The 20,999-nt window shown below is 59.1% G+C and carries 19 protein-coding genes and 7 tRNA genes; 18 read left to right on the top strand and 8 right to left on the bottom strand.

Going from position 1 to position 20,999, the window contains the following annotated elements:
* Positions 1-272 precede the first annotated feature (272 nt).
* The gene (locus tag MQW23_RS19350; protein ID WP_252109855.1) at positions 273-1,286 is read left to right on the top strand and encodes a quinone-dependent dihydroorotate dehydrogenase; all 1,014 of its coding nucleotides are present in this window, start codon (positions 273-275) and stop codon (positions 1,284-1,286) included.
* Positions 1,287-1,380: 94 nt separating this feature from the next.
* Here MQW23_RS19350 and rmf read toward each other — a convergent pair whose 3' ends face one another.
* The gene (gene rmf / locus MQW23_RS19345) at positions 1,381-1,590 is read right to left on the bottom strand and encodes a ribosome modulation factor (protein WP_227388219.1); all 210 of its coding nucleotides are present in this window, start codon (positions 1,588-1,590) and stop codon (positions 1,381-1,383) included.
* A 346-nt stretch (positions 1,591-1,936) separates the two neighbouring features.
* Between rmf and rlmKL the strand changes: the two genes are divergently transcribed.
* On the top strand, positions 1,937-4,150 hold the full coding sequence (gene rlmKL / locus MQW23_RS19340) for a bifunctional 23S rRNA (guanine(2069)-N(7))-methyltransferase RlmK/23S rRNA (guanine(2445)-N(2))-methyltransferase RlmL (protein ID WP_252109857.1): 2,214 nt from the start codon (positions 1,937-1,939) through the stop codon (positions 4,148-4,150).
* 6 nt (positions 4,151-4,156) lie between these two features.
* On the opposite strand, the gene MQW23_RS19335 is transcribed toward rlmKL, so the two are convergent.
* Complete coding sequence (locus MQW23_RS19335) at positions 4,157-4,438, bottom strand: hypothetical protein (protein WP_252109854.1); 282 nt, start codon at positions 4,436-4,438, stop codon at positions 4,157-4,159.
* A 94-nt stretch (positions 4,439-4,532) separates the two neighbouring features.
* Here MQW23_RS19335 and pdxB point away from each other — a divergent pair, with 94 nt between their 5' ends.
* The 3 genes from pdxB to MQW23_RS19320 all read left to right on the top strand — a co-directional run bounded on the left by pdxB (position 4,533) and on the right by MQW23_RS19320 (position 7,811).
* Entirely contained in the window at positions 4,533-5,681 is a 1,149-nt protein-coding gene (pdxB, locus tag MQW23_RS19330; protein ID WP_252109853.1) for a 4-phosphoerythronate dehydrogenase PdxB, read from the top strand.
* A 92-nt stretch (positions 5,682-5,773) separates the two neighbouring features.
* Complete coding sequence (locus MQW23_RS19325) at positions 5,774-6,871, top strand: cobalamin-independent methionine synthase II family protein (RefSeq protein WP_252109852.1); 1,098 nt, start codon at positions 5,774-5,776, stop codon at positions 6,869-6,871.
* Positions 6,864-7,811: a diguanylate cyclase gene (locus MQW23_RS19320; protein WP_252109851.1), complete on the top strand. Its 948-nt coding sequence runs from the start codon at positions 6,864-6,866 to the stop codon at positions 7,809-7,811. The genes MQW23_RS19325 and MQW23_RS19320 overlap by 8 nt, the downstream gene beginning before the upstream one ends.
* Before the next feature lie 81 nt (positions 7,812-7,892).
* On the opposite strand, the gene htpX is transcribed toward MQW23_RS19320, so the two are convergent.
* The 4 genes from htpX to msrB all read right to left on the bottom strand — a co-directional run bounded on the left by htpX (position 7,893) and on the right by msrB (position 11,711).
* Complete coding sequence (gene htpX / locus MQW23_RS19315; protein WP_252109850.1) at positions 7,893-8,795, bottom strand: protease HtpX; 903 nt, start codon at positions 8,793-8,795, stop codon at positions 7,893-7,895.
* A gap of 80 nt (positions 8,796-8,875) precedes the next feature.
* Positions 8,876-10,129, bottom strand: a complete 1,254-nt coding sequence (locus tag MQW23_RS19310) for a pyridoxal phosphate-dependent aminotransferase (RefSeq protein ID WP_252109856.1) — start codon at positions 10,127-10,129, stop codon at positions 8,876-8,878.
* A gap of 69 nt (positions 10,130-10,198) precedes the next feature.
* A complete protein-coding gene (gene ylqF, locus MQW23_RS19305; RefSeq protein ID WP_252109849.1) occupies positions 10,199-11,200 on the bottom strand; it encodes a ribosome biogenesis GTPase YlqF in 1,002 nt (333 codons plus the stop codon).
* A 112-nt stretch (positions 11,201-11,312) separates the two neighbouring features.
* Entirely contained in the window at positions 11,313-11,711 is a 399-nt protein-coding gene (gene msrB, locus MQW23_RS19300) for a peptide-methionine (R)-S-oxide reductase MsrB (protein WP_252109848.1), read from the bottom strand.
* 314 nt (positions 11,712-12,025) lie between these two features.
* Between msrB and MQW23_RS19295 the strand changes: the two genes are divergently transcribed.
* From MQW23_RS19295 to MQW23_RS19235, 13 genes are all read left to right on the top strand, one after another.
* A tRNA-Glu gene (locus tag MQW23_RS19295) sits at positions 12,026-12,101 on the top strand.
* A 23-nt stretch (positions 12,102-12,124) separates the two neighbouring features.
* Positions 12,125-12,199, top strand: a tRNA-Gly gene (locus MQW23_RS19290).
* 20 nt (positions 12,200-12,219) lie between these two features.
* Positions 12,220-12,295: transfer RNA gene (locus MQW23_RS19285), tRNA-Glu, on the top strand.
* 22 nt (positions 12,296-12,317) lie between these two features.
* Positions 12,318-12,392, top strand: a tRNA-Gly gene (locus tag MQW23_RS19280).
* Between the two features lie 19 nt (positions 12,393-12,411).
* Positions 12,412-12,487 (top strand) — tRNA-Glu (locus MQW23_RS19275).
* 23 nt (positions 12,488-12,510) lie between these two features.
* A tRNA-Gly gene (locus tag MQW23_RS19270) sits at positions 12,511-12,585 on the top strand.
* A 239-nt stretch (positions 12,586-12,824) separates the two neighbouring features.
* Positions 12,825-13,787 (top strand): ABC transporter ATP-binding protein, encoded by a 963-nt coding sequence (locus tag MQW23_RS19265; RefSeq protein ID WP_252109847.1) that lies wholly within the window; start codon positions 12,825-12,827, stop codon positions 13,785-13,787.
* Positions 13,784-14,557 carry an ABC transporter permease gene (locus tag MQW23_RS19260; protein ID WP_252109846.1) on the top strand — a complete coding sequence of 258 codons (774 nt, stop codon included), beginning with the start codon at positions 13,784-13,786 and terminating at the stop codon, positions 14,555-14,557. Before MQW23_RS19265 ends, MQW23_RS19260 begins: the two co-directional genes overlap by 4 nt.
* Before the next feature lie 10 nt (positions 14,558-14,567).
* Positions 14,568-15,401 carry an NADPH-dependent 7-cyano-7-deazaguanine reductase QueF gene (gene queF / locus MQW23_RS19255; RefSeq protein WP_252109845.1) on the top strand — a complete coding sequence of 278 codons (834 nt, stop codon included), beginning with the start codon at positions 14,568-14,570 and terminating at the stop codon, positions 15,399-15,401.
* A gap of 47 nt (positions 15,402-15,448) precedes the next feature.
* Positions 15,449-16,009 (top strand): nitroreductase family protein, encoded by a 561-nt coding sequence (locus MQW23_RS19250; protein ID WP_252109844.1) that lies wholly within the window; start codon positions 15,449-15,451, stop codon positions 16,007-16,009.
* Between the two features lie 23 nt (positions 16,010-16,032).
* A complete protein-coding gene (locus MQW23_RS19245; RefSeq protein WP_252109843.1) occupies positions 16,033-16,536 on the top strand; it encodes a YiiD C-terminal domain-containing protein in 504 nt (167 codons plus the stop codon).
* Positions 16,537-16,627: 91 nt separating this feature from the next.
* Positions 16,628-16,715 (top strand) — tRNA-Ser (locus tag MQW23_RS19240).
* Positions 16,716-17,385: 670 nt separating this feature from the next.
* Positions 17,386-19,599 carry a CHASE2 domain-containing protein gene (locus tag MQW23_RS19235; protein WP_252109842.1) on the top strand — a complete coding sequence of 738 codons (2,214 nt, stop codon included), beginning with the start codon at positions 17,386-17,388 and terminating at the stop codon, positions 19,597-19,599.
* Between the two features lie 12 nt (positions 19,600-19,611).
* On the opposite strand, the gene MQW23_RS19230 is transcribed toward MQW23_RS19235, so the two are convergent.
* Positions 19,612-20,292 carry a hypothetical protein gene (locus MQW23_RS19230; protein WP_252109841.1) on the bottom strand — a complete coding sequence of 227 codons (681 nt, stop codon included), beginning with the start codon at positions 20,290-20,292 and terminating at the stop codon, positions 19,612-19,614.
* Positions 20,293-20,306: 14 nt separating this feature from the next.
* Positions 20,307-20,999 (bottom strand): hypothetical protein (locus tag MQW23_RS19225; RefSeq protein ID WP_252109840.1); only part of this gene is annotated, 693 nt, incomplete at its 5' end.

The following is a 20,999-nucleotide window of genomic DNA, read 5'->3' as shown; positions in this document are numbered from 1 at the left end:
GGGCGGGGCCGCCCGGGGGGGGTTTGTGCGCTGTGGGGGGGGGCGGGGCGCCAACTCGCCGCGCGGCCCTAACGCGGGCGCTATGGGTCGCCCCCCCGCTGGCTTCCCCCGGCGCGCCCCGCTTGGGGGGGCGCGCTTTTTTGTGAGCAGAGGCCGTGTTTTGATGGATTGCTTCTGCGCTTGTCTGCGGCGCCCATCGCATTGCGGTATACTCCTCGCCCGATTCTGTCGCCCACTCTATCGCCACCCCCGATGACTGCCCGGAGACTTCGATGTATCAGCTCACTCGCTCGCTGCTGTTTCGCCTCGACCCTGAAACCGCGCATGGTCTTACCCTCACCGCGCTGGACAAGCTTTATCAAGCGGGCGGCGTCGAGCGGCTTTTTGGTCGCGCGGTGAGCGACCCGATAGAGCTGATGGGGCTCAAATTTGCCAACCGCGTGGGGCTGGCCGCCGGGCTTGATAAAAACGCCGATCATCTGGACGCACTGGGCGCGCTCGGCTTTGGCTTCGTCGAGGTGGGTACGGTGACGCCAAAGCCCCAGCCGGGTAACGACAAACCGCGGCTGTTTCGTTTGGCCAAACACGGCGCGATCATCAACCGCTTCGGGTTCAACAACAAGGGCGTGCTGCACCTGGTCGAGCAGGTCAAAAAGCGCCGCTACGCGGGGCTGGTCGGCATCAATATCGGCAAGAACCTCACGACCTCGGTAGACGGAGCGCTGGGCGACTATCTGGCGTGTCTCGAGGCAGTGCACGGCGTGGCGGACTATGTGACGGTGAACGTCTCGTCACCCAACACGCCGGGGCTTCGCACGCTGCAGTTTGGCGACCAGCTCGATGCGCTGCTCGGGCCCTTACGCGAACGGGCAAGCGAGCTGGACGCGCAAACCGGGCGCCGGGTGCCGCTTCTGATCAAGATCGCCCCGGACATGAGCGACGATGAGATCGCGCTGGTCGCTCAAAGTATTACGCGTAACGCTTTCGACGGCGTCATTGCGACCAATACCACCGTCGAGCGCAGCGCGGTGAAGGGGCATGCTCACGCCGAGGAGGCGGGCGGGCTCTCGGGGCGGCCGGTGTTCGAACCCTCGAACCGAGTCATTCGTGCGCTGCGTGCACACTTGCCGGACGTGCCCATCATCGGGGTCGGCGGCATCGACAGCCCTAAAAAAGCCCAGGAAAAGCTCGCCGCCGGCGCGGATCTCGTGCAGCTCTACTCCGGGCTCATTTACGAAGGCCCCAAACTCGTGAGCAGCTGCGCTAAAGCGCTTGTGAAGGGGTAAAGGCCGACGTTGAGGCACGAAAAAGCCCGCTTGTTGAAGGCGGGCTTGGTAGGTCAAATCTGGTTTTGAAGGTTCGTTTGAAAAAACGTTCGGGTCAGGTCATGACCATCGGGTTTTTATGGATACCGGAGACGCCCGTCATGCCGTCCCACTGGTCTCCGCGACCTTCACGCCAACCGCTCATCCAGTACTCGCGTAAATTGATGTCCTGGCTTGGGCAATCGTCACGAGAGCGACCCGTAACACCCGCTTTGTAACCGTGCACGTATGCCCGCTGGAAGCGATCACGCTTTTGTCGTTTCATTGGCTGACCTCTTTTATGAAAGCCTTTGGTATGAAGCGGCTAACCGGCGCGAAGAAAAAAGCCGGAAGCAGCCTCGGAGCTTACTTCAAGAGCGAGTGGGTTCCGGGCCACGGGTTGGGCACTCACGTGCATAACGACCCTGAACAAACTCGACAAGCCAAGGATTTGCGTCGACGCAAAAGTTGGTCGTTCGGCGTCAAACCCTGACAATGTACGCATGCGTTTTAGTAGCTACTCTCTTATTGTTAGCCCATGATATGGGCCCTTGTCGACCCCCAAATTGTCATCGAACGTAAATACATTTGCCATATACAGGAATTACGCGCGGTTACGCGCGCCGATGCTTATGACCGAGCCCAGCCAGAACGCCTCGCTAGAGTTTTTAGCCACCTGCCCCAGAGGCATCGAAAGCCTTCTGCTCGATGAGCTATCAATGCTGGGCGCCCACCCGGACAAGGCCACGGTGGCCGGGGTCTACTTCAGCGCCGATCTCGAAACCGCTTACCGCGCCTGCCTCTGGTCGCGGCTGGCCAACCGGATCGTGCTCGTGATCAAGCGCACGACGATGGTGGAGAGCGCCGCCGAGCTTTACAACGCCGCACTCAGCGTAAGCTGGCCGGCGCACGTCGTGGCCGGTAACACCCTAGCGGTCGATTTTCACGGGCGCAGCGAGCAGATTCGCCACACCCGCTTTGGCGCGCAAACGGTCAAGGACGCGGTGGTGGATTCGCTGGCGCTGGCGGGTTTGCCGCGTCCGGACATCGACACCAAAACCCCGGATCTGCGCCTCTATGCCCACCTGCACCGGGCGAATTTGACCTTGGGTATCGATCTTTCCGGCGACAGCCTGCACCGGCGCGGCTATCGCAAGGAGGTCGGCCACGCGCCGCTCAAGGAGAACCTGGCCGCCGCGCTGTTGGTGAGAGCGGGCTGGCCCGCGCGCGCCAAACAGGGTGAGGCGCTGATCGACCCGCTGTGCGGCTCGGGCACGCTCTTGATCGAGGCCGCGCTGATGGCCGCCGACCAGGCCCCCAATTTGCACCGCCCGCTTTTCGGCTTCGAAGGCTGGGCCGGTCACGACGCCGCTATTTGGCAGGAGCTCAAGCGCGAAGCTCAGGCGCGTGCCTCGATCGGGCGCAAGCGCTGCAAGACCACGCTTTACGGCTTCGATCAGAGCCCGGCGGCGGTCGCCTCGGCCCGGGCTAACGCCATGCGCGCCGGTGTGCCTGCGCTGATCGAGCTTGCAGGGCAGAGCTTGTCGCAGCTCACCCGGCCCGAGTCGCTCCGCGAATCCCAAGGCCTGATCATCACCAACCCGCCTTACGGCGAGCGCCTGGGTGAGCTTCCCGAGCTGGTTGGCCTGTACGCCACGCTTGGTGACAAGGCGCGCACGCTCTTTCCCGGCTGGACGCTGGCGGTGTTTACCGGCAACCCGGATTTGGGCCATCGGCTGGGGCTTCGTGCTCACAAGCAGTACGCGCTGAAAAACGCCGCGCTCGACGCCAAGCTGCTGCTGATGGCGATCGATGAAGCGCCGACGGTCAGCTCCGCCGATGAGCGTATCGAGGAAGGGGAAAGCCAGCCCGCAGCGCCAAAGGCGAGCGGCGAGCGCCAGGTCTCGGAGAATGCCCGCATGTTCGCCAACCGGCTGGCCAAAAATCAGAAGCGCTTGAAGAAGTGGCTCAAGCAGAGCGGGGAGACCTGCTACCGCGTTTACGATGCGGACATGCCGGAGTTCGCGCTGGCCGTCGACCGCTATGGCGACAAGGTGCACGTGCAGGAGTACGCCGCGCCAAAGTCGGTCAACGCCGCCCAGGCGCAAAAACGCCTGTTCGATGCGCTCGAAGTGCTGCCCGAAGCGCTGGGCGTGCATTCAAGCGCCATCTACATCAAGCGCCGCGAGCGCCAGGCCGGCAGCGCCCAGTACCAAAAACGCGGTGCCAGCGGTGAGCGTTTCGAGGTGCGTGAGGGCAGTGCCCGGCTATGGGTCAACCTGCGCGACTACTTGGACACCGGGCTTTTTCTGGATCACCGCCCGGTGCGGCGCATGCTCGGCGAGATGGCCAAGGGCAAGCGTTTTTTGAACCTGTTTTGCTACACCGCGACCGCCACGGTGCAGGCCGCCTTGGGCGGGGCGAGCGACAGCGTCAGTGTGGACATGTCCAACACGTACCTGGAATGGGCGAAGGACAATTTTGCGCTCAACGATCTCGACCAGCGCCGCCACCGGGTGGTGCGCGAGGATTGCTTTCGCTGGCTCGAGCGCGCCGACACCCAGTTCGACCTGATTTTTATGGACCCGCCGACCTTCTCCAACTCGAAGAAGATGCGCGACACGCTGGACGTTCAGCGCGATCACCCGCGCCTGATCGAGCTGGCCATGGCACGCCTGGCCCCCGGCGGCACGCTGGTGTTCTCCAACAATCAGCGGCGCTTCAAGCTCGACGAAGCGCTCGCTGAGCGCTTCGAGGTGGACGAGATCACTGCGAAAACCTTCGACCCGGACTTTCAGCGGCGAACGAACCTGCACCACGTATTCACGCTGCGCCACAAAGGCTAAAACGAACTAGAGGGCGTCCAACAGCGATAGCTGACGCATCGCGTCCTGAGCTTCCGGGGCGTGGTCGTCGGCTTCCAGCACTTTATCGAACCCGCGCGAGGCCTGAATGGTGGCCTCGTCCTCGAGCCACATCTGCGCCTGTTCGCGGGTATCGGCCAACTGATGCTTCAGCCCGCCGAACTGGGTGCCTATCTGCCCCCAGGCGCGGCTGAAGATCCAGTCGCCGAACATGTCCTGGTGAATGTGCACCAGCACATAGTCATGGTCGGTTTCCCAGCGTACGATCACTATGGTCTCCTCAACGCCTGTTCTCCTTGAATCCTTCTTGTCACGCCTCGCGCGCGCCTCCAACCTATTGTAAAGCCCGGATATTGAAACGCCTATGAAACTCGTCATCGATGCCAACATTCCCGCCGCCGACACCTGCTTTGGCCACTTGGGCGATATCCTGCGCCGCCCAGGCCGTGAGATCAGCGCCCAGGACGTAAGCGATGCCGATGCACTGATCGTACGCTCGGTCACTCAGGTCGATGCGTTGCTGCTTGAAAAGAGCCCGGTGCGCTTCGTGGGAAGCTGCACCATCGGCGTGGATCACGTCGATCTTGATTTCTTGAGCGAGCGCGGCATCGGCTTTGCCAGCGCCCCTGGCTGTAACGCCGAGGCGGTGGTGGACTACGTGCTGATAAGCCTTTTGACCTTGTCCGAGCATGGCGGCTGGTCGCTGTTCGAGCGCACCGTTGGGGTCGTGGGCGCGGGCAACGTGGGGGGGCGGCTCGTGGCGCGCCTACAAGCGTTGGGTGTGGCGGTGCTGGTGTGCGACCCGCCGCGAGCCGAGCGTGAGGGGAGGGCTTACTTCGTTGAACTCGATGAGCTGATCGCGCGCTGCGACGTGCTCTGCCTGCACACGCCGCTGGTGCGCGAAGGCGAGCATGCAACCCACCATCTACTAAACGCCGAGCGGCTCGCGGCGCTCAAGCCGCATACGGTGCTGATCAACGCCGGGCGCGGCGACTGTGTGGATGGCCAAGCGCTGGATGAGCGCCTGACGGCGCGCGGTGATCTCGAGGCGGTGCTGGACGTCTGGGAGAGCGAACCCGGTATCGACGCTGGCCTGCTCGAGCGCGGCGCACTTGGCACACCTCACATTGCCGGGCACAGCCTGGATGGCAAGCTGCGCGGCACCTTCATGATCCAACAGGCGCTAACACAAGCGCTCAAAATGCCGGATGGCCCTTCGTTTTCCAGCATTTGCCCGAAGCCTGCGTTGAGAGCGCTGCAATTCCAAAGTGCGCTGCCTATCGAGGATGCGCTACGTTTATGTATGAGAGCGGTGTATGACGTGCGTCGCGATGGGCAGGCGCTCAAACGAGAATGCCGCCAACGCGGACCGGCTGCCGGTTTCGACCACTGCCGAACGAACTATCCGCTGCGCCGCGAGTTCGCCACCCTTGAAGTTTACTTGTCTGGCGATGCGCATTCGCTCGAACCGGCGCTGTCAGCGGCAGGCTTCAACGCCCGATGCGTCGAGTAAGCTCGGCAGTAGGCGAGGGCAACCGATAAAGCTTGCCTGGGCCCGGCAGGATGTTTTATATCGAATAAACGACCCGACGAGGACCGCACGCCATGGATAAACGCACCACGCTCCTGCCGACCGAGGCCATCGGAAGCCTTCCCCGCTTGGAAAAGCTGATGGAGGCGCAGCGCCAGTACAGCGCCGGACAGCTCGATTGGGCAGCCATGGATGCGCTGTATGATGAGGCGGTGAAGAAGTCCATGAGCGAGCTGGAGGCCACCGGCTCGCCGATCATCACCGATGGCGAGCAGCGCAAGACCCATGGCTTTGCCACCTATCTGGTCGAGGGCGGTCACAACTTCGCCACGGACGGTCTCGAAATTCCTTTCAACGATGGCCACGTGCGCCGCCTGCCGCGGCTGGTGTCAGGCCCGTTTCGCTACGCGCTTTCCGCCGCCGATACTCTCGCCAAAGCGAGGGACTACACGAAACTGCCCATGAAGCAGGCGATCATCTCGGCCTCGGCGGTGAGCCTTTTCTATCCCTCCGAGCCTATCGAGGGCTACAGCCGTGACCAGTTTCTCGAGGATCTGATCGACGAGCAGGAAAAGGAGATTCGCGGCTGCTTCGCGGCGGGGGCCGACAAGGTGCAGATCGACTTCACAGAGGGGCGGCTGGCGCTCAAGCTCGACCCCAGTGGCAGCGTGCTCGACAGCTTCATCGAACTCAACAACCGAGTATTGGCAAGGTTCACCGAGGAGGAGCGCCAGCGCATCGGCGTTCACACTTGCCCAGGCGCCGACCACGATGCTACCCATAGCGCCGATGTCGACTACGCAGAGCTTTTACCGAGCTTGTTCGAGCTCAAGGCCGGAAACTTCTATATCGCCATGGCCTGCGAAGCGGACCCGGAGCGCGAGCTCAAGATCGTCGCACGCTATCTAAAACCCTGGCAGCGCGCCTTCATCGGCGTAATCGACGTCAACGACCCGCGTATCGAAACCCCCGAAGAGGTGTGTGAGCGCGTGCTGCAGGCGGCTCGCTTCATCCCGCTCGAGCAGCTGGGCACCACCGACGACTGCGGTTTTTCACCGTTTTGCGACGATATTTCCACCTCGCGGGAAACCGCGCTGGCCAAGATTCGCGCGCGCGTGGAGGGTACGGCTCTGGCGCTCGAACGGCTGCACGCCGGCGCCCTGCATGAATAGAGATCCAACGTCCGTTCAAAGTATGGCCGTCTTCGACGCCCAGCAGCACCTTATTGACTGGGATGAGGGGTTTGCCGAGGAATTCGCTGATGCCGCGACGCTTCTTTACCAGGGCATCAGCGCCGCGGCGATCCTCGACGCTTGCCTGTTACCTGAACGGGCGCTGGATCTCTCTTGGCTGGATGCGCAGGCGTTGCCGCCGGCATTCGATTACATCAATAGCCGGCGCTCGCTGACGGTCACCCAGTCACTTGGCGTCAATGGTCATGTCATTCGTATCGCCCGTACCCACGAGCCAGCGCCGCGCCTTCACCCGGGTATGCTCGAAGAGAGCGCCGATCGGCTGCGTTCAGCCGCGCTGCAGATTTCCACGGCGGTGTTGCGCCGCCGCGAGCAGGAGCATCAGCGCCTTCACGAACTGGCGCTCAAGGATGGGCTCACTGGCGTTGCCAACCGGCGCTACTTCAACGAACGTTTGGACCAGGAGTGGCAGCGCTGTCGTCAGGACCAGCTCTCGCTTTCGATGTTGTTTCTCGATATCGATTTCTTCAAGCGCTATAACGATCACTACGGCCATGTGAGTGGCGACGAGTGCCTGAAGGCCATCGCCGACTTGCTCAAGCGGCATATCCATCGCCCCCGGGATCTGGTCGCGCGCTATGGCGGCGAGGAGTTCATCTGCCTGCTGCCGAGTACCGATCTATTCGACGCTACGCGCAAGGCGCTCGAGCTTGAAACCGCCGTTCGAGCGTTGGCGCTGCCCCATGGCGCCTCGGATGTGGCGCCGATGGTGACGATCAGCCTGGGCGTGGCCAGCACGCGCTGGGTGGCCGGCGACGACCCATCCGTGCTGATCAAAGCGGCCGACCAGTTACTCTACGAGGCCAAGGCGGCCGGACGAGGGTGCGTGCGCTCGGCGCTATATACCCTAGTTGTCTAGGTGTGTGGCAGGCATAAAAAAGCGAGGCGCCTTAAGCCGAACCAGCTGGCTTGAGGCGCCTCGCGATCGCGTAGCAAGCGCTTATTGACGGTAGGCGGCTTCTTTCAACGCGCGAATGCGCTCGTCCAGCGGCGGGTGGCTGGCAAAGAGCTTTTCCAGAAGCGAACGGGTCTGGCCTTTGGTGATCGCCATGGCGCGCATGGTGTCCGGCATTTGATCCGGCATCTCGGTTTCGGCTTTCAAACGTGCCAAAGCGTTGACCATGGCGTTGGTGCCCGCAAGCCTGGCGCCGGCTTCGTCGGCGCGGTATTCACGAAAGCGCGAAAACCAGGCGACGATCGCCGAGGCAACGATACCAAATACGATCTCCGCCACCATGACCACCGCAAAGTAGCCCATGAACCCGAGCCCGCCTTCACTGCCGCGGCTTTTCAGGAAACCGTCGAGTAGGTGCGCCACAGCGCGGGCGAAGAACATGACGAAGGTGTTGACCACGCCCTGGATCAGCGCCAGCGTGACCATATCACCATTGGCAACGTGGCCGATTTCGTGGGCCAGCACCGCCCGCACCTCGTCCGGGCGCATGCGGTTGAGTAACCCCGCTGACACCGCCACCAGCGCATCGTTTTTATTCCAGCCGGTGGCGAAGGCGTTGGACTGCTGCGCCGGGAAGATACCCACTTCCGGCGTTTTGATGCCCGCATCCCGAGAAAGCTCGGCGACGGTGTCCACCAGCCACTGCTCGGTGGAGTTGGAGGGCGCTTCGATCAGCACGGTGCCGGTGGAGCGCTTGGCCAGCCATTTCGACATGAACAGCGAGATCATCGACCCCGCCATACCGATGATGAAGCAGAACAGCAAAAGGCCGGTGAAGTTGATGCCTTGGCTTCGTAAATAGCCTTCCACGCCAAACAGGCGCAGCGTAAAGCTTGCTACCAGCACCACCGCAAGGTTAGTGGCCAGAAACAGCAGAATACGCATCATCGTGGTGGTCTCCCTTTAAGCATTTCAAACGGGTTGAGTTCAGCGATTAGAGTTGATTATTACTCGGCAGTTTCACGCTTTCACTGACGGTAGCGTGATAAAAAGTTGGCGAACCGATCGAGCGCGTCGCCGAGCTGATCCGCCCAAGGGAGCGTAACGATACGTACATGATTGGTGTCCGGAGCGTTGAAGGCGCTGCCCTGGACCAACAGGATCTTCTCTTGAAGCAGTAGGTCCAGTACCAGCTGTTGATCGTCCTGAATGTTGTACACCTTGGGGTCTAGCCGCGGAAAGGCGTAGAGCGCACCCTTGGGTGTTACGCAGGATACGCCGGGAATGGCGTTGAGCTTCTCCACGGTGACATCGCGCTGGGCTAGAAGCCGTCCACCGGGCAGGATAAGGTCGTTGATCGACTGATACCCGCCTAGCGCCGTTTGAATGGCGTGCTGGGCGGGCACGTTGGCGCATAGGCGCATCGAGGCGAGCATGGTCAGGCCCTGGATGTAGTCCCGCGCGCGCTTTTTGGCCAGCGTGCCGGAAATGGTCATCCAGCCGGAGCGAAAGCCGGCGCAACGGTAGCTCTTGGAGAGCCCATTCATGGTAATCACGAGCTGATCGTCATCGGCCAGCGCCCCGGTCGCGGTGTGCTCGACGCCGTCATAAAGAATCTTGTCGTAGATCTCATCGGAAAACACCACCAGTTGGTGCTCTCGGGCGACCTTGAGTACCGCTTCGACTACTTCCGGCGGATAGACTGCGCCGGTCGGGTTGTTGGGATTGATCAGCACGATTGCCCGGGTGCGGCTGGTGACTTTCGCACGAATGTCGGCGATGTCTGGCGCCCAGCCGGCCTGCTCGTCGCAGCGGTAGTGAACGCCGTGGCCGCCGGAAAGGTGCGCCGCAGCGGTCCAGAGCGGGTAGTCCGGGGCAGGAATCAGCACCTCGTCGCCGTCGTTCAACAGCGCCTGCATGCACATCACGATCAGCTCGGAAACGCCGTTGCCGATGTAGATATCTTCGATGCCCACGCCGGGAATGTTCTTGCGCTGACACTCCTGCATGATCGCCTTGCGCGCCGAGTAGAGCCCTTTGGAGTCACAGTAGCCCTGAGCGGTGGGCAGGTTGCGCATCACGTCCTGAAGGATTTCCTCGGGTGCTTCGAACCCGAAGGGGGCGGGGTTGCCGATGTTGAGCTTCAGGATGCGTTGACCTTCGTCCTCCAGCCGTTTGGCGTGCTCGAGAACGGGGCCGCGAATGTCGTAGCAGACGTTGTGCAGCTTGTGCGATTTCTTGAGCGGCTGAGGCTCTGTAAGCGATGAGTCTACGGGGTGCATCGTGTCCATGAAGTGTCCCAGAGTACCTTGGTTGGTCGGGTTATTGGTCAACGGGGTCGGTCGATGAAGTCACGGGTCATTATGCGCGTGAGGGCTATCGCTGTCTGCGCCCAATTCGGCGTTATCGGCGTGAGTATCATCAGCTGCGATATCTTCCGCCGGGGCGGGAATGTCATCGGGCGTTTCCAGCGTAATGCGCCCGAGCTTGCCGTCGCGAAGCTCGTGCAGCAGTACCTCGGAGCCGCGGTGCCAGTCCACCTCGCCGCCGGGGCGCAGCCCGCCGCGCTTGGCGGCGATCTCCTTAAGGATTGCGTGGCCGTCGAACCCGGCCAGAGCGAGAAAGTCCGGGCGCGTCGGGCCGTCGGCGTCCACGTTCTGAGGCGTTTGGAGGGCCTCATAAATCGGCAACGCCTCTAGCTTGTAGCGGCTCTTGAGCGCCTCGGGATAGCGCTTGGCAAGCTCGGCGCAGGCGACGATCGCCACGTCCACGTACTCGATGGCGGTGTCGCGAATGGCGCCGCTGGCGGCCAGCCGGTAGGCACTCGCCTGATCCTCGATCTTGGGCCACAGCACACCGGGCGTGTCGATCAGCGCTACGCGCCCGTCGATGCGCACCTTTTGTTGGCGCTTGGTGACTGCCGGTTCGTTGCCTGTTTTGGCGATCTTGCGCCCGGCCAGGCCGTTGATCAGCGTGGATTTACCCACGTTGGGGATGCCCATCACCATCACGCGCACGTCGCGATCCGCCCGCACCGCGCCGGCAAGCTCGTGGCAGAGTTTGGGGATTTTTTTGAGCTCGCGGCTTTGGGTGGTGGTGACCGCCAGCGCCCGGGTGTCGGTTTGGGCGTCAAAATGGGCGACCCACTCGCTGGTGCGCGCCGGGTCGGCCAGATCCGCCCGGGTCAGAATCTTCAGCACCGGTTTGTGGCGGGTCAGCTCGGCCAGCATCGGGTTGGCGCTGGAGTAGGGCAGACGCCCATCGAGTACCTCGATGACCACGTCGATTTCCGGCAGCGCCTCCTTGATCTGGCGGCGGGCCTTGTTCATGTGTCCGGGAAACCAGCCGAGCATGGGACTCTCCTGAAAGCGCAATCAAAGGGCAAAAAAATGGGCTGCCATTCTATCAGAATGCCAGCCCGTGGGCGCTTCGCAAACGCAGATGCTCTGGAAAACCAGGTGCGCGTTACTCGTCGGGGTGAAACTCCAGCGACACCGAGTTGATGCAGTAACGAAGCCCCGTGGTTTCTCGCGGCCCATCCGGGAAGACGTGGCCCAAATGCGCGTCGCAGTGCGAGCAGACGACCTCGGTACGGGTCATGCCGTGGCTCGTATCGCTGTGCTCCTCCACGCTATGGCTGCCAAGCGGCCGGTCAAAGCTTGGCCAGCCGCAGCCGGCCTCGAACTTGTGCTCGTTCTCAAACAGCGGGGCGTGGCAGCAGACGCAGTGATAGATGCCTTGTTCATCGCTGACCTGATAGTCGCCGGTGAACGGGCGCTCGGTGCCTTTTTCCCGTGCCACGCGGTACTGTTCGTCGCTTAGCTCGCTGCGCCACTGCTCCGGCGTTTTTTCGATCTTGGCCATGGGCGCCTCCTTGATGGCGTTTGTCAGTAAAGAGTTGGCTCTTCAATGCGATAGGTATCGTTAAGACTACCGGTGACGGCATGAGGTTCAGTTTAGGCGATAAGCGCGGCTTTACCCAACCAGCGCACGATGAGCGGTCAGCCGCTAGCGATAAAAGCAGCGCCCGCCAAGAGAATGAGAAGAAGGGCGCCGCCGCTGTACGTTGAGCCGGTATTCGGGCCGAGTGTGGGTAAAACCACAAACTGAAAATCAGTGGCTTGACATCAAAAGGCCCTCTGAGTAATATACGCGCCACCTCGACGAGGCAATGAAACGTCCCATTCGTCTAGTGGTCCAGGACACCGCCCTTTCACGGCGGTAACAGGGGTTCGAACCCCCTATGGGACGCCACTTCATCGTCAAGGTATCGGAGTGCGGGAATAGCTCAGTGGTAGAGCATCGCCTTGCCAAGGCGAGGGTCGAGAGTTCGAATCTCTTTTCCCGCTCCAAAGCACTTAGGTGCAGCAGTGTCCCATTCGTCTAGTGGTCCAGGACACCGCCCTTTCACGGCGGTAACAGGGGTTCGAACCCCCTATGGGACGCCACTCCGAACGCGAAAATTGATAAGCGGGAATAGCTCAGTGGTAGAGCATCGCCTTGCCAAGGCGAGGGTCGAGAGTTCGAATCTCTTTTCCCGCTCCAAGCATTTATTTGCTTATGTGTCCCATTCGTCTAGTGGTCCAGGACACCGCCCTTTCACGGCGGTAACAGGGGTTCGAACCCCCTATGGGACGCCAATTTCGCCGCCTTCCAGTATTAAGCGGGAATAGCTCAGTGGTAGAGCATCGCCTTGCCAAGGCGAGGGTCGAGAGTTCGAATCTCTTTTCCCGCTCCAATTAAGGGTGTTGGTTTAGAAAGGCAGGTCGAGAGCTGGTACGCCAGTCCGATCAAATCTCTTTTCCCGCTCCAATTTTTCCTTTCTGTTGTTCAATCGGTTCGCTATTACACGGTAGCGACGGTTTTGCCGTTTCCGATTTTCAGCCGCGCCCAGCCGTTAGCTTGAAAACGATCCCGGCTGCCCCCATCTATGGGCGTTCTATACTGTTTATCCTCTTTTGCTGACAGGACATGTTCATGGCCGAACCGGCATTGTCTATCCGTGGCCTCACCAAGGTGTATGGCAACGGCTTTCACGCCCTGAAGGGTATCGATCTCGACGTCCAGCAGGGCGATTTTTTTGCGCTTTTGGGGCCTAACGGGGCGGGCAAGTCGACCACCCTGGGCGTGGTGTGCTCACTGGTGCAAAAAACCGAAGGCAAGGTCTCCATCTTTGGTATCGATATCGACAAGGACTTCGCGAAGGCCAAATACCAGCTTGGCGTGGTGCCTCAGGAGTTCAACTTCAGCCAGTTCGAGAAAGTGCTGGATATCGTGATGGCCCAAGCGGGCTACTACGGCATGAAGCGAAGCGAGGCGCTTCCCCGGGCGAAGCAGCTTCTCACCGACCTTGGCCTTTGGGACAAGCGTAATGGCAGCGCGCGCATGCTCTCCGGCGGCATGAAGCGGCGCCTGATGATCGCCCGCGCCCTGATGCACCGCCCCAGGCTCTTGATTCTCGACGAGCCGACCGCCGGCGTGGATATCGAGCTCAGACGCAGCATGTGGGAGTACATGCGTCGCCTCAATCGCGACGAAGGCACCACCATCATTTTGACCACCCACTACCTGGAAGAGGCGGAGAGCCTGTGTCGCAATATCGCCATCATCAATAACGGCGATATCGTGCGTAACACCAGCGTGCGTGAGCTGCTCGCCGAGCTCGACATCGAAACCTTCCTGCTCGATTTGGCCGAGCCTGTCACCGCCGTGCCCGAAATAGAGGGCTTCGCGATCCAGCAGATCGAGCCGTCTCAGCTTTCACTGGCGATCGAGCGGGGCCAGGAGCTCAACACCGTGTTCGAGGCGCTGAGCGCGCAAGGGATAAAGGTGGTGTCGATGCGCAACCGCGCCAACCGGCTCGAGGAGATGTTCGTGTCCATGGTCGAGCAGGGCCAGAAATCCATCGACGAGCCGAGCGCCAAGGAGGCCCACGCATGAACGCAATGCAAACCCTGGTGGCGCTTTGGACGCTGGTGATCAAGGAGATCAAGCGCTTCACGCGGATCTGGCCGCAGACGCTGTTGCCGCCGTCGATCACCATGGCGATGTACTTCATCATCTTCGGCAACCTAATCGGCTCGCGCATCGGCGCGATGGACGGCTTCAGCTACATGGACTTCATCGTCCCCGGCCTGATCATGATGTCGGTGATCACCAATAGCTACTCCAACGTCGCCTCGAGCTTTTTCTCCAACAAGTTCCAGCGCTCGGTAGAGGAGATGATGGTCTCGCCGATGCCCAACTGGGTTATCCTGTCAGGCTTCATTCTGGGCGGTATGGCGCGTGGGCTGGGCGTGGGGCTTATCGTCACGGTCGTCTCGCTATTCTTTACCCGGCTCTCGTTGGAGCACCCATTTTTGACCCTGCTGGTCGTGGTGCTGACCTCGGCACTGTTCTCCATCGGCGGCTTCATCAACGCGCTGCTGGCCAACAAGTTCGACGACATCTCGATCGTGCCGACCTTCGTGCTGACGCCGCTGACTTATTTGGGCGGGGTGTTCTACTCGATCTCGATGCTGCCGGACTTCTGGCAGGGCGTGTCGATGCTTAACCCGATTCTCTACATGGTGAACGTGTTCCGCTACGGCTTTCTGGGCGTGTCGGACATTCCCGTGGTCTGGGCGCTGGCCGCCGTATTCGCGTTCATAGTCGTGCTGTTCGCCGTCGCACTGACCATGCTCGAGCGCGGTCACGGCATTCGAAGCTAAGGAGGCCGTCATGGCACACCGCCCCGATACTCTGGAACACGCGCCCTTGGGGCGCGATTCCGCCTACCCGGAGCAGTACGACGCGGCGCTGCTCTTTCCCATCGCCCGCGCCGCCAACCGGGCCCCGCTGGGCATCGAGGAGGGCGCGCTGCCCTTCATCGGCGAGGACGAGTGGCACGCCTTCGAGGTGTCTTGGCTCAACGGCCGCGGCAAGCCCGTCGTCGCCGTGGCGCGGTTCACGCTGCCGGCCAGCTCGCCCAATCTGATCGAGTCCAAATCCTGGAAGCTCTACCTCAACAGCTTCAACCAGACGTGCTTCGAAAGCACGGAGGCGGTGATCGGCGTGCTGAAAGAGGATCTCTCCCGTGTGGCTGGCGCCGCGGTCGGTGTCGAACTTTTCGACGTAGACGATGCCGCCCTCGACCCGGTGCGCCTGCCCGGCGAATGCCTAGACCCGCTTGATATCGCCATCGACGACTACACCCCGAGCGCGGATCATCTAAGCGCCGGTGGCGAGGTCGTCGAGGAGACGCTCTACTCGCACCTGTTGAAATCCAACTGCCCGGTCACCGGCCAGCCGGACTGGGGCAGCGTTATGATTCGTTATAAAGGGCCGAAGATCGACCGCGAAGGTCTTCTGCGCTATTTGATCGGCTTTCGCCAGCATCAGGATTTTCACGAGCACTGCGTCGAGCACATCTTCACGGATGTGATGCAGCGCGCAGCCCCTTCCGAGCTTCTGGTGCTGGCGCGCTACGTGCGCCGCGGTGGGCTCGATATCAGCCCCTGGCGGGCCACCAGGGGAATGGCGTCGCCGGGGTCGCTGCGTCTGGCAAGACAGTAACCCAGTGCGCTAAAGTAGAGCGCTCACCACAGGCCAGGACGACCGAAATGGATGCACTGACGCTTCTTCACGAACGTAGCTCCATGGGCAAGCTCACCGAGCCCGCGCCCAGCGCCGAGCAGCTCGAAGCTCTCTACCAGGCGGCGCTACGCGCCCCGGACCACAAGGAGCTGCACCCCTGGCGTTTCATCGAGTTCAGCGGGGAAGGGCGCGAGCGTTTGGGCGAGCTTTTTGCCGAGGCGGAGTTTCAGGAAGATCCCAGCGCCAGCGACGACACACTGAACGCTGCCCGCCAAAAGCCGCTTCGCGCGCCGATGATCATTGCGGTGATCGCTCGCGTCACGCCGGAACTCCCCAAGGTGCCCAAGATAGAGCAGGTCATCTCCGCCGGCTGCGCCGCCCACGGCATCTTGCTCGCAGCTCACGCGCTGGGCCTAGGTGCGATGTGGCGAAGCGGTAAGTACGCGTTCGATCCGGTGGTGCGTAAGGGGCTGAGCCTCGAAGAGGACGACGAAGTCGTAGCGTTTATCTATCTAGGTAGTTTGGGTGGTCGCCACAAACCATTAGCACACCACGATTCTAGCGGCTTCGTCGAGCGCTGGAACTAACCCTGACATCTTGAGGAGTGCACATGGTCAAGTCTCGCGAGCCCGGCACGGCGTACCCTCGGTTGCCACTTCCTGAAGAGGGCCGGGAGGATCTGGACGCTTTTCAGCGCTGGCTGATGGAAGCCATCCCCATGGCGGCGGCGCTGGGCCTCAAAAAGATGAGTCACAACAACGACCATTTGGTCTGGGAACTGGCACTTAAGCCCTCGCTCAACGATAAGGGCACTGGCTTTGGCGGTGCCCTGACCGCTCAGACCACACTTCTAGGCTGGTGCTGGACCACGCTCTGGCTTCGCCAGCACGGCTTGGCGCGTGACGTTGTGATCGCGGATGCTTCCCAGCGCTTTCTAGCACCGGTGACCCACGACTATCGGTTGATATGCAAGCCCGAAGCCCCTCAAGGCCCGAACGAGCTCGCAAGCCGCCTCGAAACCCGCGGGAAGGGCCGTATCACACTGGTGCAGGAGCTTTATTGTCACGACGTGCTCTGCCTGGAGGCCCTCGGCACCTATGCCGTTTTGAGCTGAGTAAGGAAAAGACTTGCTATTTAATACCTTAACCCATAAAATACGCGCCGTTCTGTTGGGAAAGGCAACGCCTTACTGACAGTCAAAATGCGGAGGGGTGTCCGAGTGGTCGAAGGAGCACGCCTGGAAAGTGTGTAAGTCGAAAGGCTTCGAGGGTTCGAATCCCTCCCCCTCCGCCAAGAACATAGATTAAGCCGCTGATTTCAGCGGCTTTTTTGTGCTTATAATTTAGCTGAACCATACCCCAGTCCATGCTTTGTCAAAGAGGTGGCGGGCAACGTCCTCCATTTGGCAACGGGCAGGCTGAATCGCTATCCTGTAATGCAATGCTCAAGCGCAACCGGATATCATGGTCGCTCTTTCCCGCCGTCACGCTTCGATCTATTGGCAAGACATCAGCACAAATTTGGTTAAAGTGCTTATGCTAAGGCTTCAAGTCCCGGCGCTTTCGATAAATGATGTTCACGATAATTTGCCGGCTCGCTCCTCGTTAAGTCGATAGTTAACCACAAGTACCAAAAGCCGAAAAGAAACCGTGAAGTAATTGTTTATCGACCGCTTTAGCGGCTTCGAAAAGTGTTTGAATAGGATGATATCGCACGATTAATCTCACTCGTGTGGCCGAGTCATGAACTCGAGGAAATCTATGGTTTGGACGGCTATTCAGAAAACGCATTCGGTACCTTGAAGAGCCTGTTTGAATATATCGAACAGCTTAAAGCTAACGGGACGGGTTTTTATCAACGAGCCTCTTTGCCGCTTCGTACGCTGTTAGGCACAAGTACCTTTCGTAAAACTTTTAGCCTATCTTAGGCTGATTTTTAACCTTACTTAATAAGAGTGCCTCGTGTGGCAAAAGAAAAAATTAGACAGGCAAATACTGGTATCCGATCTTTTTGGTGGTGGCTGCAATGCATTGTAAGCCTGCTGCTTACTGCTCTACTGGTGATGGATCGTGCTGAATGGATCGATGTGCCTGGGCTACAACGATTGGAGTGGCAGGCATACGATTGGCGAGTGCGAAGTACGCTTGATGGACAACCTGATTCTTCGCTGGCGATTATCGACATCGACGAGCGGAGCCTTTTCGAGATAGGTCAGTGGCCTTGGCCAAGAACGACCGTTGCGGCGTTGATAGAGTCGCTTTTTACCACCTATGACGCCGATTTATTGGGTGTGGATATCGTTTTTGCGGAACCAGAAGCCTCTCATTGGCAAAGGCACTGGGAAAATTTGGTAGAGGAGTATCCCTCGCTTGCTTCTCTACCGCCCCCAACTGATGGCGATCAGGTGCTGGCCAACACGCTATCTAATTACCCGGTAGTATTGGGGTACTATTTTCAATCGAGTGTTCAAGCAGGCGATCCTCCTGTACTAGGTCAACTGCCCGAGCAGGCTCATCTCACAACCGACACTTTGCTCCCTTTACCTGAGCCTCAGCGCTACACCGCGAATCTAGCAATTTTACAAAACGGTGCGCTAAGCGCTGGGTTTTTCGATAATCCTCTGGTCGATGCAGACGGCGTTTTTCGACGCGTTCCCATGCTGCAGCGTTGGCATGGAGAGCTATATCCTGGATTGCCGCTCGCTATGTTGCTCGCCTTGTTGGGCCAGCCGCAAATCGACCCCGTGATTGGCCAAGGTTCCGGAGTTGACCAGCTGGAAGCGCTGGATGTTGGGGGATTCCAAATTCCCGTCGATGCCGATGGGAGTGCCTTGGTTCCTTGGTATGGACCGCGAGGTCACTTCGAGTACATTTCAGCCGCCGATATTCTGGAGGGGCGCATCGAGCCTGGGTCATTGAAGGGAAAAATTCTCATACTGGGCGCGTCAGCCCCTGGGCTAATGGATCTTAGGTCGACCCCGGTAGGAGCGGTTTATCCTGGCCCTGAAATAAATCTGGGACTGCTAGCAGGCATGCTACATCAGAGTTTTAAGGCTCAACCGCCTTGGATACAGGGCTTTGACTTGGTGAATCTATGTGCTTTGGGTTTGATCATCGTAGTGATTTTCCCACGACTGAACGCGCCACTGCTCATGGCGGTTAGCGGCACGCTGCTTCTAGCAACGGTAGGGGGCAATGTATGGGCCTGGCATCAGGGGTGGGTTTTACCCGTGGCTGGCTTGGTCGTTTTGTTATTGGCGCAAACGCTTTGGCATTTGTCGATGAATTTGCTGCGCGAAACACAGCAAAAGCGCTGGGTCGCCGAATGGTTTGGACAATACGTTCCGCCTCAACTGGTCAAAAGCATGGTTGAAAGTGGTGAGAGCTTTGGCCTCGAAGGCGAGGAACGCGAACTGACCGTACTGTTTTCCGATGTGCGTGATTTCACTGCTTTTTCGGAGTTACTTTCACCCTCTGAGCTAACCCGTGTGATGAACCGTCTTTTGACACCCTTGACAGGTGCAATCCATCAACACAAGGGAACTATTGATAAGTACATGGGAGATGCTGTCATGGCCTTCTGGGGAGCTCCACTACGTGATATGAAGCATGCCGATCATGCGATCGAGGCATCTTTTGAAATGCTGGCGGCGCTTGAAAGAATCAACCGCGAATTTGTCGCCGAGGGTAAACCGACATTGGCGATGGGGGTGGGGCTTAACTCCGGCCCAATGAGCGTGGGAAATATGGGATCCGGTTTTCGCATGGCGTACACCGTCATGGGTGATAACGTGAACCTGGGTTCTCGTTTGGAAGGGTTGACTAAGGTTTATGGGGTGAGTTTGATCGTTAGCGAAGCCACCGCGAAGCAGGCGCCGGATTGGTGCTACAGGCGTTTAGACCAAGTACGAGTAAAAGGGCGCCGAGCCCCTTTATGGATTTTGGAACCCTTGGGACGCTGGAGTACGCTATCGCAAGAGCGTTGCACTTGGCACGCTGCATTCGAAACAGCGCTCGATCATTATCAGGCAGCGAATTTCGAATCTGCTGCGCAAGCCTTCAAAGAATTGGGGGAAGAGGATCTGACAACACAAATATATCTCGCACGTAGTGAATATTTTCTGAAAACGCCGCCCCCACAAAATTGGGACGGCGTTTGGATGCACACTGACAAATAATGAGTAGTAGGTTCAGGGAGTCATCCGCACAAAAATACCGGTACCGCTGTAGTCGCCGGTTAGCGCTCCCTGTGCTTCGATTAAACTCATGATAGCGGCGGCTTCTTCACCAATATAGCGGCCGTTGAATTCTCCGCTCTCGAAACACCGGTTGCTGTTACATGCTTCATGAATCAGGTTGATGCCGTCGAGTGAGAAGGTATCGGAGCTGTTGCTACCGATCAGCTTACCGAAATCCTCAAGAAGAATTTCGACCTGAACGCCTTCACTATTGGAAAGCGTGATAGAGCTTTCGGGAAGAAGAGGAATAATTTCTCCCCCATCATTCGGTATTAAGCCAGTGCCATTGATCCAATTGAACGTTACTCCCGTTTCGAGCTGATCGCGTAAGGCATCCAGTGCTGATTGACTAAGTGATTCGGTCAGAGAGTCGGAAAGCTCATCGGAAACCATTATAAATACGAGGGACTCATCAAGTGAATTTTCTGTGTTCGAATCACTTGAAAAATGGGTACCACTCTTCCAGTAGCCCCAAATAATATCGCCTCCATCTATCGCATAAGTGCCTTGCTCGGTGGGTGAAATGTCCTGATGATAAAGTTCCTGGATATCGTCATCGTTGGATCGATTGAAAAGTGCATTTTCACTGGAAGGGACGGCATCCACCCAGTCAGTAAAGGCCGTATCAGACATCGCATGTGGTTCTTCTAGCGTGCCGCTTTTACCTCTTTGAAGTCCATAGGTATTACCTCGATTGCCATTGCCATTGCCATTGCCATTGTTTCCGCTATTGCCGTTGTTGCCGTTGTTGCCGTTGTTGCCGTTGTTGCCGTTGTTGCCGTTGTTGCCGTTGTTGCCGTTGTTGCCGTTGTTGCCGTTGTTGCCGTTGTTGCCGTTGTTGCCGTTGTTGCCGTTGTTTCCGCTATTGCCGTTGTTTCCGCTATTGCCGTTGTTGCCGCTGTTGCCGTTGTTTCCGCTGTTTCCGCTGTTGCCGTTGTTTCCGCTGTTGCCGTTGTTCCCGGTGTTACTGTTATTTCCGGTGTTGCCGCTACCGGCGTTATTCCCGGTGTTGCTGTTATTCCCGCTATTGCCGGTATTCTCACTATTGCCACTATTGGAGCTATTGGCGCTATTGCCGCTATTGCCGCTATTACCGCTATTACCGCTATTACCGCTATTACCGCTATTACCGCTATTACCGCTATTACCGCTATTACCGCTATTACCGCTATTACCGCTATTACCGCTATTACCGCTATTACCGCTATTACCGCTATTACCGCTATTACCGCTATTACCGCTATTACCGCTATTACCGCTATTACCGCTATTACCGCTATTACCGCTATTACCGCTATTACCGCTATTACCGCTATTACCGCTATTACCGCTATTACCGC

The sequence above is a fragment of the Halomonas sp. S3-1-1 genome (assembly GCF_023757625.1).
Taxonomy (GTDB): Bacteria; Pseudomonadota; Gammaproteobacteria; order Pseudomonadales; family Halomonadaceae; genus Vreelandella.
This window is presented reverse-complemented; position numbering and strand designations above follow the sequence as displayed.

Bases quoted from the DNA above. Each gene is read 5' to 3' on its own strand.
- rmf (WP_227388219.1), bottom strand. From the start codon at position 1,590: ATGAAACGACAAAAGCGTGATCGCTTCCAGCGGGCATACGTGCACGGT.
- rlmKL (WP_252109857.1), top strand. From the start codon at position 1,937: ATGACCGAGCCCAGCCAGAACGCCTCGCTAGAGTTTTTAGCCACCTGC.
- MQW23_RS19250 (WP_252109844.1), top strand. From the start codon at position 15,449: ATGGATGCACTGACGCTTCTTCACGAACGTAGCTCCATGGGCAAGCTC.
- MQW23_RS19310 (WP_252109856.1), bottom strand. From the start codon at position 10,129: ATGCACCCCGTAGACTCATCGCTTACAGAGCCTCAGCCGCTCAAGAAA.
- queF (WP_252109845.1), top strand. From the start codon at position 14,568: ATGGCACACCGCCCCGATACTCTGGAACACGCGCCCTTGGGGCGCGAT.
- MQW23_RS19265 (WP_252109847.1), top strand. From the start codon at position 12,825: ATGGCCGAACCGGCATTGTCTATCCGTGGCCTCACCAAGGTGTATGGC.
- pdxB (WP_252109853.1), top strand. From the start codon at position 4,533: ATGAAACTCGTCATCGATGCCAACATTCCCGCCGCCGACACCTGCTTT.
- MQW23_RS19325 (WP_252109852.1), top strand. From the start codon at position 5,774: ATGGATAAACGCACCACGCTCCTGCCGACCGAGGCCATCGGAAGCCTT.
- ylqF (WP_252109849.1), bottom strand. From the start codon at position 11,200: ATGCTCGGCTGGTTTCCCGGACACATGAACAAGGCCCGCCGCCAGATC.
- htpX (WP_252109850.1), bottom strand. From the start codon at position 8,795: ATGATGCGTATTCTGCTGTTTCTGGCCACTAACCTTGCGGTGGTGCTG.
- MQW23_RS19260 (WP_252109846.1), top strand. From the start codon at position 13,784: ATGAACGCAATGCAAACCCTGGTGGCGCTTTGGACGCTGGTGATCAAG.
- MQW23_RS19230 (WP_252109841.1), bottom strand. From the start codon at position 20,292: ATGTCTGATACGGCCTTTACTGACTGGGTGGATGCCGTCCCTTCCAGT.
- msrB (WP_252109848.1), bottom strand. From the start codon at position 11,711: ATGGCCAAGATCGAAAAAACGCCGGAGCAGTGGCGCAGCGAGCTAAGC.
- MQW23_RS19320 (WP_252109851.1), top strand. From the start codon at position 6,864: ATGAATAGAGATCCAACGTCCGTTCAAAGTATGGCCGTCTTCGACGCC.
- MQW23_RS19245 (WP_252109843.1), top strand. From the start codon at position 16,033: ATGGTCAAGTCTCGCGAGCCCGGCACGGCGTACCCTCGGTTGCCACTT.
- MQW23_RS19350 (WP_252109855.1), top strand. From the start codon at position 273: ATGTATCAGCTCACTCGCTCGCTGCTGTTTCGCCTCGACCCTGAAACC.